The sequence below is a fragment of the Streptomyces sp. UW30 genome (assembly GCF_008042075.1).
Classification (GTDB): domain Bacteria; phylum Actinomycetota; class Actinomycetes; order Streptomycetales; family Streptomycetaceae; genus Streptomyces.
Genome location: NZ_RDBN01000003.1, coordinates 22,859 through 37,841 on the forward strand (window position 1 = coordinate 22,859; position 14,983 = coordinate 37,841).

The window sequence follows — 14,983 nt, forward strand, 5'->3', positions numbered from 1 at the left end:
CGTGTGGGCAGCACCCCCGTCCGTCGCCGCCCCCGATGACATCCCACCGCAGGAACCGGGAGTGACTCTGCGGGTGTTCGACACCCAGGTTCCGCTCAGCAAGCTGTGCACGCTCAAGCCGGGCCAGACCCCCAACCACGACAAGGAAGCTTCCGACAAGCAGGGGGGTGAGCCGTCGTCGGGCGCGGCGGAACAACCGTGGATGCATCGGTCCTCCAGAACGGACCGGAGGCCGCCGGATTGCACTCCGGTCGAGATACCACTGCGCGGGGAGCGCGCAGAGGTGGTACTCGTGCGGTCGCGCCGATACCGTAGGGGACTTTTGCCGAGCGCGTCCATACTTTGTCATCAGTCGGTTCAAAGTCCGATCGGTGGCCCGGTCCTGCACCGGACGGTCGGCCGATGCAGACTGTGTCTGCCGTTCGCCCGCCGGCGCGTGCGGTGGGCGGTAGGCGCGTTGGCGCCCTTGGACGCGCGCAGATTCGACGGAGATCCGATGGAACGACGTCAGCTGGAGTACTTCATCGCGGTCGTCGAGCACGGCGGTTTCACGGCCGCGGCCAACGCGCTCCATGTAGCGCAGCCTTCGCTGTCGCATGCCATCCGCACTCTGGAGCGCGAATGCGGCGGGAAGCTGTTTCACCGGCTCGCGCAGGGTGTCTCTCTCACCCCGGCCGGTGAGGCGCTGGTGCGGCCGGCCCGGCAGGTCCTGCGTGACTTGTTCACGGCGGGTTCCCTGGTGCGGGAGGTCCTCGGGCTCAGCGGCGGTCGGCTCGACATCGTTTCGCAGACGACCCTTTCCGTCGACCCTCTGGCCGACATGCTGGGCCGCTTCCATCGCGCGTATCCGAAGGTCAGCGTACGCGTGGTCGATCCGGAGCGGGGGCCTGCCGTGGCGCAGATGGTCGGGGCCGGGCAGTGCGAACTCGGTCTGGTGGACGCCTCGGTGCCCACGGCGGACCTCAGCGGGATCGATCTGCCGGAGCAGGAGATGCATGTGGTGCTGCCCGCCGACCACCCGCATCCGTCGGGCGACACCATCACCTCACGTCAACTGACGGCCCTGGACCTGATCGTGACACCGCCGGGCACCGAGACCCGGGCGGCGGTCGACGACGTGTGCACCGCACTGGGTGTCGCACCACGCATCGCGGTGGAGACCGCGCACCGCGCGATGATCGTGCCGCTCGTCCTCTCCGGCGTCGGCGCCGCCGTACTGCCCGCTTCCATGGCCCGGGACGCCGCACTGCGCGGTGCCCGGATGCTGTCCCATCGTCCGCGGCTGCTGCGCCAAGGCCGACTGGTCTGGCGGTCGGGTCAACTGTCCCCGGCAGCCCAGGCATTCGTGGACCTGGCGTCCTCATCCACCCGGGACGGACATATCCAGTAGGTATAGAGAATCTCTACCGCCTTCATTCAAAACCGGTTCACGTGAATCCGAGCGACCTCGTTGACCGGCTCAGGCAGTGACTGACACCTTGACTGCATCGCAGGTCGGGGCATTTCAGAGGACCCATTAATGCCCTGCAACGCCGGTACTCAGGCTGCGAAAAGAGGGTGTGATTTTCCCCGCCGGGCCACCGAATCGGAGAATTGAATGACTGAGTTCGACGCGGGACGGCACATACTTCCGCGGCCGGATACCCGCCGGCCGCTGACGGCCGCGATGGACGTACACGACCAGGACACCGACTTCACCCCCATCGGTCCGGTCCCTGCGCCCGAGGGCGCCCCGAACGTGGTGATCGTGCTCGTCGACGACCTCGGGTTCGGCACCTCCAGCGCGTTCGGCGGACCTTGCGAGATGCCGGCCGCGGAGCGACTCGCGGACAACGGCCTGCGCTACACCCGCTTCCATGTGACGGCCCTGTGCTCGCCCACCCGCCAGGCCCTGCTGACCGGACGCAACCACCACTCGGTCGGCATGGGCGGCACCACCGAGATGACCACGGCGGCCCCCGGATACAACGGATTCCGGCCGCGCAGCGCGGCGACCATGGCCCAGATCCTGCAGGGCAACGGATACAGCACGGCCGCCTTCGGCAAGTGGCACCAGACCCCGCCACGCGAGATCAGTCCGGTCGGCCCGTTCGACCGCTGGCCGACGGGGGAGGGGTTCGACACCTTCTACGGCTTCATGGGCGCCGAAATGAACCACTGGTACCCGCTGCTGTACCGGGGCACCACCCCCGTCGAGCCGGATCGCCGCCCCGAGGACGGCTACCACCTCTCGGAGGACCTCGTCGACCACGCCATCGACTGGGTGCGCACCCAGCGCACGCTGACTCCGGACCGGCCGTTCTTCACCTACCTCGCGCTGGGCGCCGCGCACGCGCCGCTGCACGTCGGACGGGCATGGCAGGAGAAGTACCGCGGCCGCTTCGACCACGGCTGGGACCGGCAGCGGGAGATGACCCTCGGGCGGCAGAAGGAACTCGGCGTCGTACCCCCTCAGACGGAGCTCGCGCCCTGGGCGCAGGGCGTTCCCCACTGGGACGAACTGAGCGACAACCAGCGGCGGTTGTCGGCCCGTTTCATGGAGACGTTCGCCGGATTCACCGAGCACGCCGATGTCCAGGTAGGCAGGTTCCTCGACGCACTGGAGGAGCTCGGCGAGCTGGACAACACCATCGTCCTCTACATCCTGGGCGACAACGGTGCCTCGGGCGAGGGCGGCATCGAGGGGACGATCGTCGAGCACCGGCTCGGGCACGGCGTGGTCGACGACCCCGACGAGATGATCGACCACCTGGACGAGATCGGCGGACCCCTCAGCTACCCGATCGCGCCGGCGGGGTGGGCGCTGGCCCTGAACACCCCCTACCAGTGGACCAAGCAGGTGGCCTCGCACTTCGGCGGCACCCGCGACGGCATGATCCTGCACTGGCCGCGAGGGGTCCCCGAGCGCGGCGGGCTGCGTCACCAGTTCTCGCACGTGATCGACATCCTGCCGACGATCCTGGACTGCGCGGGAATCCCGGCGCCGTTCAGTGTGGACGGGGTGCCCCAGCAGCCCATCGAGGGCACGAGCATGGGGCGCACGCTCACCGACCCGGCCGCGACCGAGCACCGCCGGACCCAGTACTTCGAGATGTGCGGCAACCGGGGCATCTACCACAACGGCTGGATGGCGGTCACCCGGCACGGCATCCCCTGGGAGATGGTGCCGGACAAGAGCCGGCGGTTCACCGACGACGTCTGGGAGCTCTACGACGTCGACCACGACTGGAGCCAGGCGCGCGACCTCGCCGCCGAACACCCCGAGAAGCTGCGGCGGTTGCAGGACCTGTTCCTGATCGAGGCGGCGAAGTACCAGGTCTTCCCCCTCGACGACCGGGTCACGGAACGGGAGAACCCCGCCGTGGCGGGCCGTATCGATCTGCTCGGCGAGCGGACGTCCATCACCTACCGCGCGGGGATGCGGCGGTTCACGGAGGAGACCACCCTCAACGTCAAGAACCGCTCGCACAGCATCACCGCGGACGTCGACCTGCCGGCCACGGACGCCGGCGGCGTGATCATCTCGCAGGGTGGCCGATTCGGCGGCTGGAGCCTGTACGTCACCGACGGCAGGCCGGCCTACGCCTACAACTACTTCGGCATGAACCTGTACACCGTGCGCGGCGAAGAGCCCCTGGCGCCCGGACGGCACGAGATCCGGCTCGAATTCGGCTACGACGGCGCAGGGCTCGGCAAGGGAGGAACCGCCGTGCTCCTGGTGGACGGCGAGAAGCACGCGAGCGGACGGGTCGCGCGGACCATCCCGTACTACTTCTCCTTCGACGAGACACTCGACGTCGGAGTCGACCTGAGCACCCCGGTGACCGACGACTACCCCGTCCTCGACAACGAGTTCACCGGCACCATTCACACCGTGCGCATCGACCTGGACGACCGGGGCGCCGCGTCGTCCGACTTCGACGGGGGACTGCACCGGCGTGTGATGGGGGCGCAGTGAGCTGCTGCACGCCGTCCGGCGGCCGGGCCGCGGACCGGGCGCAGCCCCCGCCGTCCTCCGCCCGGCAGGCCACGCCCGAGGGCATGGTGGCGGTCCCCGCCGGCCCGTTCCTCATGGGCAGCCAGGACGGATTCGCCTATCCGGCCGACGGCGAAGGCCCGGTGCGCACGGTGCACGTCGACGCCTTCTGGATCGACGCCTGCACGGTGTCCAACGCACAGTTCGCGCAGTTCGCCGCCGAAACCGGATACCGCACCTGCGCCGAGCGCATCGGCTGGTCGTTCGTCTTCGCCGGGCTGCTCCCGGACGACTTCCCGCCCACCCGGGCGGTGGCGGCCGCCCCCTGGTGGCGCCAGGTCGAGGGCGCCGACTGGCGCCGTCCCGACGGACCGCACTCCGCCTGGGAGACCCGGCCGGATCATCCCGTCATCCATGTCGACTGGGACGACGCCCGCGCCTACTGCGCCTGGGCCGGCAAACGCCTGCCCACCGAGACGGAGTGGGAACGCGCCGCCCGAGGGGGCCTGCACGCGAAGGTGTTCCCCTGGGGCGACGAGTTCGAGCCCGGTGGTCGCCCCCGGATGAACGTGTGGCAGGGCGACTTCCCGAACCGGCACCCCACCGCCGACGGCTGGTACGGCACCTGCCCCGTCCACGCCTTCGAGCCCAACGGCTTCGGCCTGTACAACGCCACCGGCAACGTCTGGGAGTGGTGCGAGGACCCGTTCTCCCCCTCCCGCGGCGGACGACGGCGCGTCACCAAGGGCGGCTCCTACCTCTGCCACGCCTCCTACTGCCGCCGCTACCGGGTAGCCGCGAGACAGGGCCTCTTTCCGGACTCGACGACCGGCAACGTGGGGTTCCGCTGCGCCCTGGACATGAACTGACCCCTCCTCACCCCACCATCCGCACGGCGCGAGGCGCCCGGCGCACAAGGAGCAGGACCATGGCACAACGAGCAAGAAGGTGGCGCCCCGGCGTCGCGGCGACGGCCGTACTCGGTCTCACCCTGAGCGCGTGCAGCGGGGCGAAGGTCGGCGAGGGCACCTCCGCAGCGGGCGGTGGTCCGGGCGAGTGCGGCACCCTCAACCTCGCGGTCAGCCCGTGGGTTGGCTATGAGGCCAACGCGGCGGTCATCGCCCACGTCGCGGAAAAGGAACTCGGCTGCAACGTCGTCCAGAAGGATCTGAAGGCGGAAATCGGCTGGCAGGGCTTCGAGACGGGCGAGGTCGACGCCATCGTGGAGAACTGGGGCCACGACGACCTGAAGAAGAAATACATCACCGAGCAGAAGACAGCCGTCAACCTCGGCCCGACCGGCAACAAGGGAATCATCGGGTGGTACATCCCCCCGTGGATCGCGAAAACGTACCCGGACATCACCGACTGGCAGAACCTCGACAAGTACGCCGCGAAGTTCAAGACCTCCGAGTCCGGCAGCAAGGGCCAACTCCTTGACGGCGACCCGTCGTACCAGACCAACGACGAAGCCCTGGTGAAGAACCTGAAACTGGACTTCAAGGTGGTGTACGCGGGCAGCGAGACCGCTCTGATCCAGGCTTTCCGGGATGCCGAGAAGAACAAGAAGTGGGTGATCGGCTACTTCTACGAGCCACAGTGGCTCTTCTCGGAGGTGCCGCTGGTCCATATCGATCTGCCCCAGCACACGGCGGGCTGCGACACCGATCCCGCGAAGGTCGCCTGCGACTACCCCGTGTTCGACCTCGACAAGATCGTCAGCACCCGTTTCGCGAAATCCGGCAGCCCGGCCTACGACCTGGTGAAGAACTTCACTTGGACCAACGACGACCAGAACACCGTCGCCAAGTACATCGCGCTCGACAAGATGACACCGCAGGCGGCGGCGAAGAAGTGGGTCGCGGCACACCCCGACGAGGTGAAGGCGTGGCTCGGGTAGCGCCGGCCTGTGATCAGCGACTCCGGGGGTGGGGCGACTGACGGCTGGTTGTCCGCTGCGGTGTCTCAGGTATCTCAGCTGTCTCAGCGTCCGGTCGGTGCAGCGGTGGCGGCGGACCTGGACCATGAGCGGGACGCGGGCCCCGCGTCCCGCAGGGCCCGGCGTCGCTGCCGACTCACCCCGCCGGGGCGCTGATCTCCCTCTTGAGGATCTTGCCGCTGGGGCCGGTCGGCAGGGTGTCCACGAGCCACACCTCGCGCGGGTACTTGTACACCGCCACTCGCTCCTTCACGAACTGCCGCAGCTCGTCGGGAGTGGCCTGCGCCTTCGGGCGCAGCACCACCGCGGCCGCGATCTCCTCGCCCAGATGCGCGTCGGCCACGCCCACCACCGCGGCCAGCGCGACGGCCGGGTGCTCGTGGAGCACCTCCTCGATCTCACGCGGGTAGACGTTGTAGCCGCCGCGGATGATCATGTCCTTCTTGCGGTCGACGATGTACAGGTAGCCGTCCTCGTCCTGGCGCGCGAGGTCGCCGCTGAGCAGCCAGCCGTCCGGGATGGTGGCCGCCGTCTCTTCCGGGCGGTTCCAGTACCCCTTCATCACGTTCGGCCCGCGCACGGCCAGTTCGCCGATCTCACCGGGGGCCACGTCCTGGCCCTTGTCGTCGAGGAGCCGCACCTCCACGTCCTTGATCGGGGTGCCGATGGACCCGGCCTTGCGGGGCCGGTCGGGGTGGTTGAAGGTGACCACCGGACTGGTCTCGGACATGCCGAAGCCTTCCAGGATCATGCAGCCGAAGCGCCGCTCGAAGCCGTGCAGGATCTCCACCGGCAGCGAGGCCCCGCCGGAGACGCACATCCGCAGCGTGGACACGTCGGCCTCAGACGGGTGCTGGAGCAGCGCCGCGTACATGGTCGGCACGCCCTCGAAGATCGTCGCCCGGTCGCGGGCGATGGCGTCGAGCACGGTCTGCGGGTCGAAGCGGGGGATCAGGGTGAGTGTGGCACCGGTGCGGACGGTCACGCTCATCGTGCAGATCTGGCCGAAGATGTGGAACAGCGGCAGACAGCCCACGACCACGTCCTGCGCCGTCATCCGCTGCACTTCGACCGCGTTGACCTCGGTGTTGTGCCGCAGCCCGGTGTGGGTGAGCGTGGCGCCCTTGGGGCGGCCGGTGGTGCCGGAGGTGTACAGCAGGACGGCCACGTCCTCGTCGTCCGGCTCGCTCACCTCCGGCAATGGGTCGTGACCGGCCAGCAGGCCCGCGAAGGCGGCGGGCTCGACGGCCATGTGCCGCACTTCGGCGGCGGCCGCGCCATGCGCGCCCTCGCCCGGCGCCTGGTGCCACTCGAAGAGCATCTTGGCGCCCGAGTCGCGCAGGTGGTATTCGGTCTCCCGGGTCTTCAGCAGCGGGTTCATCGGCACGACGACCGCTCCGGCGCGCAGCACGCCGTAGTACAGGACGACGAACTCGGGAACGTTGGGCAGCATCAGGGCGACCCGGTCGCCGGGCTGCACCCCCTCGGCCCGCAGCAGCGCGGCGGCGCGGGCGCTGCGCTCGTCGAGCTCCGCGTAGCTGGTGACCTGGCCCCCCAGCCGCAGCGCGGGGCGGTCCGGCTGCCGCCGTGCCGTCTCCACCAGGAACTGAGCCAGATTGGCCATGACCGCCTCCACGAACGTCACCGTCGAAATCCGCTGTTCACGCTGACGACATCGTGCAGATGTCCGTGGCGACGGCCTATGTGCGGTCTGACAGCGTCTGCCCTCCCGGATTGTTCCCGAGAACAAAACAGGGGCGTTACGCTGCGGTAATGGACCTCTCAGGAGTGGTTTCGGCGCTGCACGCAAGGCTGCCGGAACTCGGCGAGCGGATGGCGCAGCGTATTCGCTCGGACGTCGATGCCTACAAGGACGAGTCGCTGATCCCCTTCGACTCGCTGCGCCGCTCCTGCACCGCCAACGCGGACCTGCTCCTGGAGCAGCTCGGCCGCGCGGGCGCGCAGGACCCGAGCCCGGCCCGGGAGACCGGGCGCCTGCGCGCCGAGCAGGGCGTGCCGCTGGCGGACACCCTGCACGCGTACCGGATCGGCTTCGAGCTCCTGTGGACGGACATCCTCGCCGAGGCACGCACCCATCCCGAGGTCACCGACGCCCAACTGGTGTCCCAGTCCGCGGAGATCTGGGCCCTGTTCGGCCGCTACGCGGAGGCGGTGGCGGCCGCCTACCGGGAGACGACCGCCGAGCTGACCTCGCGGCGTCAGGCCCGCCGCTCGGCACTCGTGGAGGCGCTGTTCACCGGCGTCATCGCCGACCGCACCCTGTGGGAGGCCGCCCGCGAGCTGGGTCTGCCCGACCGCGGGCCCTACGTGGTCGCCGCGGCGGCTACCGACGCTCCCGGCGAGGAGCCCCTGGCGGGGACGGAAGCGGCGCTGCGTCAGGCCCAGGTCCACTTCGCCTGGCGGCTGCTGCCCGACCAGCAGATCGGTCTGGCCGCCCTGCCCACGACGACGTCGGAGAGCACCTGCCTGCGCATCCTGCGCCGCGCGGACGCCCGCGTCGGTGTCAGCCCCTGCTTTCACTCACTGCGGGACACCCCCCAGGCCCTGCGCTTCGCCCGTCTGGCCCTGGACGGCCTCCCAGGCACCGGACCCGGCGTCGCACGGTTCGACGACGACCCGCTGGCCATGGTCGTCGCAGCGGCCCCGGCCGAGGCGGCACACCTGGTGGAGGTGGTCCTCCAGCCCCTGCTCGACCTCCCGGCCGCGGAGCGTGCCCGCCTCCTGGAGACCCTGGAGCACTGGTACGCCGCCGCCGGCTCCGCCACGGACGCGGCGCGCAGCCTCTTCGTCCACCCCAACACCGTCCGCTACCGGCTGCGCCGCGTCGAGGATCTGACGGACCGCTCCCTGTCCGATCCGAGAGCGGCGGCGGACATCCGCGTGGCGCTCCTGGCGGTCCGCCGGGCGGGCACGTCATTCGGTGACGCCATTCAGTGAGCCGTAGGTGACTTCTCTATGGAGAAGCCCTTGTCGCCTGCGATTGGTCGTTTGGCCGTGGTATTCGGGTGGCCAGGGCCACTTTGTGATTGGCGTAGCGATGATTTCGGATGCGTTCTGGGGTCAATGGGTGTGACGGCCGCCGAAGCCCACCCGGAGAAGAACGCCACCTCTCCGCCCACACCGGTCAACCGCACTCAAGGAGAACGCCATGACCGTCAGCTACACCTTCGACGTCTTTTCCAGCCTCGACGGCTTTGGCGCCGCCGGCGGCGACTGGACCGGCTACTGGGGCAAGCAGGGCCCCGAGTTGCTTGAGCACCGCCTTGCCTTGTACGACGCGGAGCAGCGGATGGTCTTCGGGGCCAACACGTATCGCGCATTCGCGCGGATGCTGGCCTCGAGCACCGAGGAGTCCGACGTGCGTGACCGTTGGGTCACTCGCATGAGGAGCCTGCCGGCAACGGTGGTGTCGACGACGCTGGAAGGCCCCCTCGACTGGCCGGACGCGACCGTCGCCAGCGGTGACGCCGTTGAGGTCGTCGCCCGGCTCAAGGAGGAGTCCGACGTGCCGTTGCGCTCGCACGGCAGCCTGTCGATGAATCGGGCGCTGATGGCCGCCGGCCTGGTCGACCGCTTGCAGGTGACGCTCTTCCCCGTCATCAACGGTCAGACCGGGCTGGACCCGATCTTCCGGGGCGCGGCCGACTTCGACCTGGAGCTGGTCGAGAGCCGGACGCTCGACGGTCACATTCAGGAGCTCATCTACCGGCCTACCGTCCATTGACCTCGCCGGAGACGACGTGCCGCAGGCGAGGCGCGGCGGGCCGGGCCTGGTCGGTTTCGGCTTGGCGGAGTGGTGTGGCGTGTTCGGGGCGTGCGTGGACATTGGTGTCGGCTGGTAGGCGACGCCGTGTTCGCGGGCGAACTGGTTGGCTTCGGTGGCGTTCCTCAAATGTTCTGGGTCAACGCCCGTACAAGTCCATGTGACAGGGTGGACGAATGATGGCGAACCGCGAGTACTCATCCGTTCCGCAGCCCATGGGACGCGAACCGTGGTCGGACAGCACGCCGACGCACAACGATCTGCTGGCGGCGAAAGAGCTCGTCTACGATCCGTGCGGATTCAGCTGCTCGCAGCCGGTTCCCGAATCCGAGAGTGCCGAGTACGCCGCCCACGCATTCACCCTTGACGGCCGCCCCGTCCGGTTCCGCGCAGCGAAGACGACCCCCACCAAGGTCGGCCAGTTCGTCACCGTGTGGAAGAGGTCACCGGGTGGGCCCATTCAGCCCTTCGACGTATCGGATCCCGTCGACCTCTTCGTCATCAGCAGCCGTGACGGTGATCACTTCGGACAGTTCGTCTTTCCCGTGGACGTGCTCCGCCGACGCGGTGTCGTGTCAGTAGACGGTGCCGGTGGGAAACGTGCCTTCCGCGTCTACCCGCCCTGGGTGACCACCGCCAGCCGTCAGGCGGGCAGTACTCAGGCGTGGCAACTGGAGCACTACCTGCACCTGGACCAGGGCGGGCCTGTGGACTCCGCTCGCGCCCAGGAGCTCTACCACCCGTAGGGCGGCGCGGAAACGACCGCAACTCCGGCCGGCTCGTCAGGGGCGGAAGTCCGGTTCCGCGCGCAGGTCCACGGGCCGGACCATGCCGTCTGCCACGCGCCGAACCCTGCAGGTGAGGGCAGGGTTCGGCGTGCGTCACCCGGGCGCTGCCGGGTGTGTCTCACGCTGCGCAACGATCAACTGACCATGAAGCCCTGTGCTGCTCTGACGATGCGGCACTGTGGCAGATCGACGAGTCGGACCCCCTAGTCTCGGCGTCAGGGTTGCTGCGCGCCGGCCACCCTCGTTGGTGAAGAGCACGCCGGCTCTGGTCTGGTGCGCTGTGGTCGACGCGGCGGAGGAGCTATGGGTCTGGTGTGTCGGAGGCGGCCAGTAGCCTCAGGCGCCATGGGTATTGAGGTCGATGTAGTGGTGGGTTACCCGATCAACGATGAGATGGAGAGGGTGCTCGGGTTGGCCGAGGCGGTCGGCGAGCCTGTCACTGTCACGTTCATGTGGGAGGAGCGTGAAGAGGCGGAACGCGCGGTGCTGGTGCCGGCGGCCACGCTGGCGCTCTGGGAGCATTGGGCCCCCACCGCCTACCCGACGAGTGGCGCTCGGGACGAGAACCGGGAGGTGGCGGAGGAGCAGGAACTGGCCCACCCAGCGGAATTCGGCGCGTTCACGCTTTTTCGTCGGCGCGTAGGAGGGCGTACGGCGGTTGCTCGCGAAGGCGTGGTGGTCGCCGAGCTACTGGACCCCGACGAGGCGCACTGGCTCCAGGAGAATGCCCGCAATGTCCGCCAGGGTTTCATGGATCCGAAGCAGAAGGCGGCGTTCGAGGAGTTCCTTGCCCGGCAGGCATCCCTCGATGAGCAGTGACGCGTCGACTCATTCCCGGCACTTCCCCACCCGCGAGAGCCTCGTTGATGCCGTCTATGCCGCCGAGCTCGACAGCGTCACCGCGAGCGTCCCCACCCTGCTCGAACAGCACCCCGCCGACGTCGCGCTCCGAGCGTGGATGGGCCGCTACGCCACATTCGCCGAGTGCGGAGCCGTGCGGGGTGCGGCGGCGGGCGATCTTCAGGCTCCGGGCCTCTCGGCAGCCTGGTCGATCGCCAGGGCGAGTGAGGCCGCGTACTACTCCGCGTGGCTCGTCAGCGTGTATTCGTCGCCCCTGTCACCAACCATGTCACGCCAGTGCTTTTCAGCGGAGCGCATGAGGTCGTCGCCTAGACGTTCGAAGAATCGGCCTGCCAGGGCGAGCCGGGATCCGGTAGCGGTCTCGGCTCCGAAGAGTGCGGCGCCGCGCAGCGCGGTGGCGGCGAACCGCTGGTTGGCGGCGACGCTGGCCGCGACGGTCCGCAAGCCCGCCTTGTCGTCGAGGAAATACCGGTGGCGGCGGCCACGCTCATCGCGGCCGCGGCGGATCAGATCCTGCCGTTCCAGCAGGCGGACCGCGTGCGAGATGGTCGCCGCGCTGACTTGCAGGTCCTGCGCCATCTCGATGGCGGTGCGACTGCCGGTCTCGGAGGCGAACAGGCAGGCCATCACGCGGGCGGCGGTGCGCGGCAGGCCGGTTTCGACAAGTGCTGTGGTGAGGTCGGTGACGAACGCGGCCGTTGCGTCGGGGGCGGGGCCCAGATGCTCGATGGGTAGCGGCCAGGTCCTCCGTTGCGCGCGACCTCGCGGCTCACTGTCGACGCGGGACGGTTCAGGCGTCTGGCGATGTCGGCGTAGCTCAGGCGCTGCGCCAACCCCGCAGCGATCTGTTGCCGGTCGGCTCTGGTCAGCCTGCGTCCTGGCATCGGGGTCGGTTCCTCTGATTCGGTCGTCTCGGCACACAGTGTGTGCACTGGTCGCCGATCGTTGCAACACCCTCTCTTTCACCGTGCATTGACCATCACTGTCATTGCATCGACAGGTGCGTAGCTGACCAGCGTAAATAGCCCGGTCCCGAGGAGATCGCCGTTGACTGGAAYTTCGACTGGTACCTAATGTTCGGCTCCGATCGCCGAACACGGGTGTCAGGTGGTCCCAGGTGGGCTCCCAGGAAAAAGCGAGGTGGGAGCACGGCCAAGGTCGCCGTCGAGCTGATCTCCAGAAGCATCCCCAAGTCGTCCATGAGATCCGTCCGCCGGACCGATTCCCATCGACGCCCGGCCGAACGCAGCAACAGATGTCGATCAAGTCGATCAATTGTCAGGAGCATCCCATGCGAGCCAAAGGCATCACCTACGACACGGGCTTCACTCCAGGCGGAAAGAGTTCGCGGCCCGCATTCGACGCCGACGCGGTACGACGCGAGATCCGCGTCATCGCGGACGACCTGCACTGCGATGCCGTGCGGATCACCGGCGGCGACCCCGGGCGACTGGCCCTTGCGGCCCGGCACGCCGCCGATGCCGGGCTTGAGGTCTGGTTCTCCCCATTCCCTTGCGAATTATCCGCCGCAGAGCTGCTGCCCTACTTCGCCACCTGTGCCGACCGAGCCCAGGAGGTGGGAGCGGACGTCTTCGTCGCCGGCTGCGAGCTGAGCCTGTTTGCCGCCGACATTCTCCCCGGAGACGACAGCCTCGCCAGAATCGAAGCCCTGACCAGCGGTGCCCCCGAGGCATTGGCCGGGCTCGCCGAGATTCCTGCCCGGCTGAACTCCTTGCTGGCCAACATCGCAAAGACGGTGCGCTCACGGTTCCGCGGAAAGATCACCTACGCTTCCGGAACGTGGGAACAGGTCGATTGGGCGCCCTTCGACATCGTCAGTGCGGACGCCTACGGCGATGCCAGTGACGCCTTCCGTCAGGGCCTGCGTGAGTATTTCCGGCACGGAAAGCCGCTCGCGGCGACCGAGTTCGGCTGCTGCACGTACCGGGGCGCAGCCGAGCGCGGCGGGATGGGCTGGGTAGATGTCGTCGATCACGACGCCGATCCGCCCCGCATCAACGGCGATTACGTCCGCGACGAGGAAGAACAGGCCCACTATCTGCGCGAGATGCTCGCCGTCTTCGACGAGGAAGGCGTGGACACCGCCTTCTGGTTCACCTTCGCCGGCTACGAGTACCCGCACCACGCCGACCCGCGCTTCGACCTCGACATGGCCTCCTACGGGGTATGCAAGCTGATGCCCGACGGCAGCCTTGCACCGAAACGCTCATTCCACGCCATGGCAGAGGCATACCAATCAGCAACGTCAGCGTTACCTGTCCAGGGTGAGGACCCCGGCCTCAGCCATTGACGACGTGCGATTCGGGCTGCAGCGGGAGCGGCGGAAGATCCGCCACACCTTCAGCCGGGCGACCCCACGCTCGACTGGGACGGCAGTCGCGCATGCCGAGCCCCACGCCAGCCGTAACGGCAGCAGGGCAACTCAGCCGCGCGATCTGTCGGACACGCATTACTGATCGTTCAGACTGCGGTGCGTAGCCGTCTCAAGCAGATGATGCTGCAGGCGAGTTCGAGGAGTCCTTGGCGGAGGTCGGCGCGTATCTCGTGGCGGATCCGTAGGCGGGGACGGTTCCCGCCGTGCGGCGGGACGTTCTCTCCGAGACGGAGTTCCTGCCGTTCGCTCCGACCGTCGTGGTGCTGGAGCAGGGGTTGTTCACGGGCAAGGACGGCAGCCGGTGGATCGACCGGGGCCTCGCCGAGGAGTTCGTGACGGGTGGGGGGACGCTCGTTGTCGCGGACGTCGATCTGGGCATGCTCGACGAACAGCACTCGCCCAGGACCGCACGGTGCGCGCCGACCCCGTCCTGATCCGCCAACTCTTTGACAACCTGCTGCAGAWCGMCGTCCGCSACAACATGCCCGGTGGAACCGTCACGGTCGACACGACCGTGCACGCCGCGTCGGTCACGGTCCGCGTCAGCAATACCGGCCCCCAGGCCCGCACCGGCAGGCCCGGGCAGCTGCGACGGCTCCCTGCGTCAGAGCGCTGCGGCTCTCTGATTTCCCTTTACGCTCAGGCCGGTTGGGCCGCGCTAGTGCCGAACTCGCCCATGCCGCAAGCCTCCTGTGGATCGCCAGCGTGACCGTGGTGGCAGCCGCCCCAGTCCTCTCCCACACTGGGCCCCGGCCTGTTTGGAACGACCCGGTCGAGGCCCCCTCGGCGTCTGCCTGCGCGAGCAGAGCGGGGAAGATCCGTTCCCACGTGCCGTCGATCGCCCACACCCGCATCCATCGCCACGTCCTCACCGGCAATATCCAGCCGAAGAAGGCCTGAGCGCGGCCCAGTCGGCAGTGCCAGGACGCCTCGGAGATTCCGGTTTCGGTAGCCCGGAGAACTCCCGTCATCACAGGTCACAAGGCACGTCCCCGTGATCGGGCACCCACAGACGGTCACCGGTCCGTGGATCCGGCTTCAAATCTTGAGCACATTTTCCACACACCCCTCTCTTCAGGCGGGCCCCGATGGTCTAGATTGACCGTGCTTCGCATGCTGGGACACGAGGCAACAAATGGTGATCTATCGGTCAGGTGTCACGGACGGCCAGTAGTACGTCTCTTGGTGCCCACGAGGTTCAAGTAGCGGCTGAAGTAGCCGGGATGTCATGCGCGAGGGG

General features: G+C 68.4%; 13 protein-coding genes and 2 pseudogenes. 10 read left to right on the top strand and 5 right to left on the bottom strand.

The annotated features are described in order from the left end of the window. Nucleotides 1–496: 496 nt before the first annotated feature. The 4 genes from EAO75_RS01435 (at nucleotide 497) to EAO75_RS01450 (ending at nucleotide 5,876) form a co-directional block, all read left to right on the top strand. Nucleotides 497–1,390 (top strand): LysR family transcriptional regulator, encoded by an 894-nt coding sequence (locus EAO75_RS01435; RefSeq protein ID WP_147993198.1) that lies wholly within the window; start codon nucleotides 497–499, stop codon nucleotides 1,388–1,390. A 207-nt stretch (nucleotides 1,391–1,597) separates the two neighbouring features. Then, entirely contained in the window at nucleotides 1,598–3,958 is a 2,361-nt protein-coding gene (locus EAO75_RS01440) for an arylsulfatase (protein ID WP_147993199.1), read from the top strand. 83 nt (nucleotides 3,959–4,041) lie between these two features. Then, nucleotides 4,042–4,845: a formylglycine-generating enzyme family protein gene (locus EAO75_RS01445; protein WP_147993206.1), complete on the top strand. Its 804-nt coding sequence runs from the start codon at nucleotides 4,042–4,044 to the stop codon at nucleotides 4,843–4,845. Nucleotides 4,846–4,904: 59 nt separating this feature from the next. After that, nucleotides 4,905–5,876: an ABC transporter substrate-binding protein gene (locus tag EAO75_RS01450; protein ID WP_147993200.1), complete on the top strand. Its 972-nt coding sequence runs from the start codon at nucleotides 4,905–4,907 to the stop codon at nucleotides 5,874–5,876. Between the two features lie 175 nt (nucleotides 5,877–6,051). On the opposite strand, the gene EAO75_RS01455 is transcribed toward EAO75_RS01450, so the two are convergent. Beyond that, on the bottom strand, nucleotides 6,052–7,539 hold the full coding sequence (locus EAO75_RS01455; protein WP_147993201.1) for a long-chain-fatty-acid--CoA ligase: 1,488 nt from the start codon (nucleotides 7,537–7,539) through the stop codon (nucleotides 6,052–6,054). 149 nt (nucleotides 7,540–7,688) lie between these two features. Between EAO75_RS01455 and EAO75_RS01460 the strand changes: the two genes are divergently transcribed. From EAO75_RS01460 to EAO75_RS01475, 4 genes are all read left to right on the top strand, one after another. Then, nucleotides 7,689–8,873, top strand: coding sequence for a PucR family transcriptional regulator (locus tag EAO75_RS01460; protein ID WP_410092147.1), 1,185 nt, complete (start codon nucleotides 7,689–7,691; stop codon nucleotides 8,871–8,873). Between the two features lie 211 nt (nucleotides 8,874–9,084). Beyond that, the gene (locus tag EAO75_RS01465; protein WP_147993202.1) at nucleotides 9,085–9,660 is read left to right on the top strand and encodes a dihydrofolate reductase family protein; all 576 of its coding nucleotides are present in this window, start codon (nucleotides 9,085–9,087) and stop codon (nucleotides 9,658–9,660) included. Between the two features lie 254 nt (nucleotides 9,661–9,914). Continuing rightward, nucleotides 9,915–10,445 carry a MepB family protein gene (locus tag EAO75_RS01470; RefSeq protein ID WP_147993203.1) on the top strand — a complete coding sequence of 177 codons (531 nt, stop codon included), beginning with the start codon at nucleotides 9,915–9,917 and terminating at the stop codon, nucleotides 10,443–10,445. A gap of 387 nt (nucleotides 10,446–10,832) precedes the next feature. Beyond that, the gene (locus EAO75_RS01475; protein ID WP_147993204.1) at nucleotides 10,833–11,306 is read left to right on the top strand and encodes a hypothetical protein; all 474 of its coding nucleotides are present in this window, start codon (nucleotides 10,833–10,835) and stop codon (nucleotides 11,304–11,306) included. A gap of 258 nt (nucleotides 11,307–11,564) precedes the next feature. On the opposite strand, the gene EAO75_RS46430 is transcribed toward EAO75_RS01475, so the two are convergent. Together EAO75_RS46430 and EAO75_RS48445 are read right to left on the bottom strand one after the other, a co-directional pair. Continuing rightward, a complete protein-coding gene (locus tag EAO75_RS46430; protein ID WP_410092149.1) occupies nucleotides 11,565–12,077 on the bottom strand; it encodes a MarR family transcriptional regulator in 513 nt (170 codons plus the stop codon). Then, on the bottom strand, nucleotides 11,975–12,232 hold the full coding sequence (locus tag EAO75_RS48445; RefSeq protein WP_222723912.1) for a helix-turn-helix domain-containing protein: 258 nt from the start codon (nucleotides 12,230–12,232) through the stop codon (nucleotides 11,975–11,977). Before EAO75_RS48445 ends, EAO75_RS46430 begins: the two co-directional genes overlap by 103 nt. 371 nt (nucleotides 12,233–12,603) lie before the next feature. Between EAO75_RS48445 and EAO75_RS01490 the strand changes: the two genes are divergently transcribed. After that, nucleotides 12,604–13,659 carry a hypothetical protein gene (locus tag EAO75_RS01490; RefSeq protein WP_261989105.1) on the top strand — a complete coding sequence of 352 codons (1,056 nt, stop codon included), beginning with the start codon at nucleotides 12,604–12,606 and terminating at the stop codon, nucleotides 13,657–13,659. Here the strand turns inward: EAO75_RS01490 and EAO75_RS01495 are convergent. Further along, nucleotides 13,621–13,755, bottom strand: a pseudogene (locus tag EAO75_RS01495) (IS5/IS1182 family transposase); the annotation flags it as partial. The gene EAO75_RS01490 and the pseudogene EAO75_RS01495 overlap by 39 nt on opposite strands. 74 nt (nucleotides 13,756–13,829) lie before the next feature. Then, nucleotides 13,830–13,931: pseudogene (locus tag EAO75_RS01500) on the bottom strand (IS5/IS1182 family transposase); the annotation flags it as partial. Between the two features lie 15 nt (nucleotides 13,932–13,946). Between EAO75_RS01500 and EAO75_RS45530 the strand changes: the two are divergent. After that, nucleotides 13,947–14,177: a hypothetical protein gene (locus EAO75_RS45530; RefSeq protein WP_187284259.1), complete on the top strand. Its 231-nt coding sequence runs from the start codon at nucleotides 13,947–13,949 to the stop codon at nucleotides 14,175–14,177. Nucleotides 14,178–14,983: the final 806 nt, after the last annotated feature.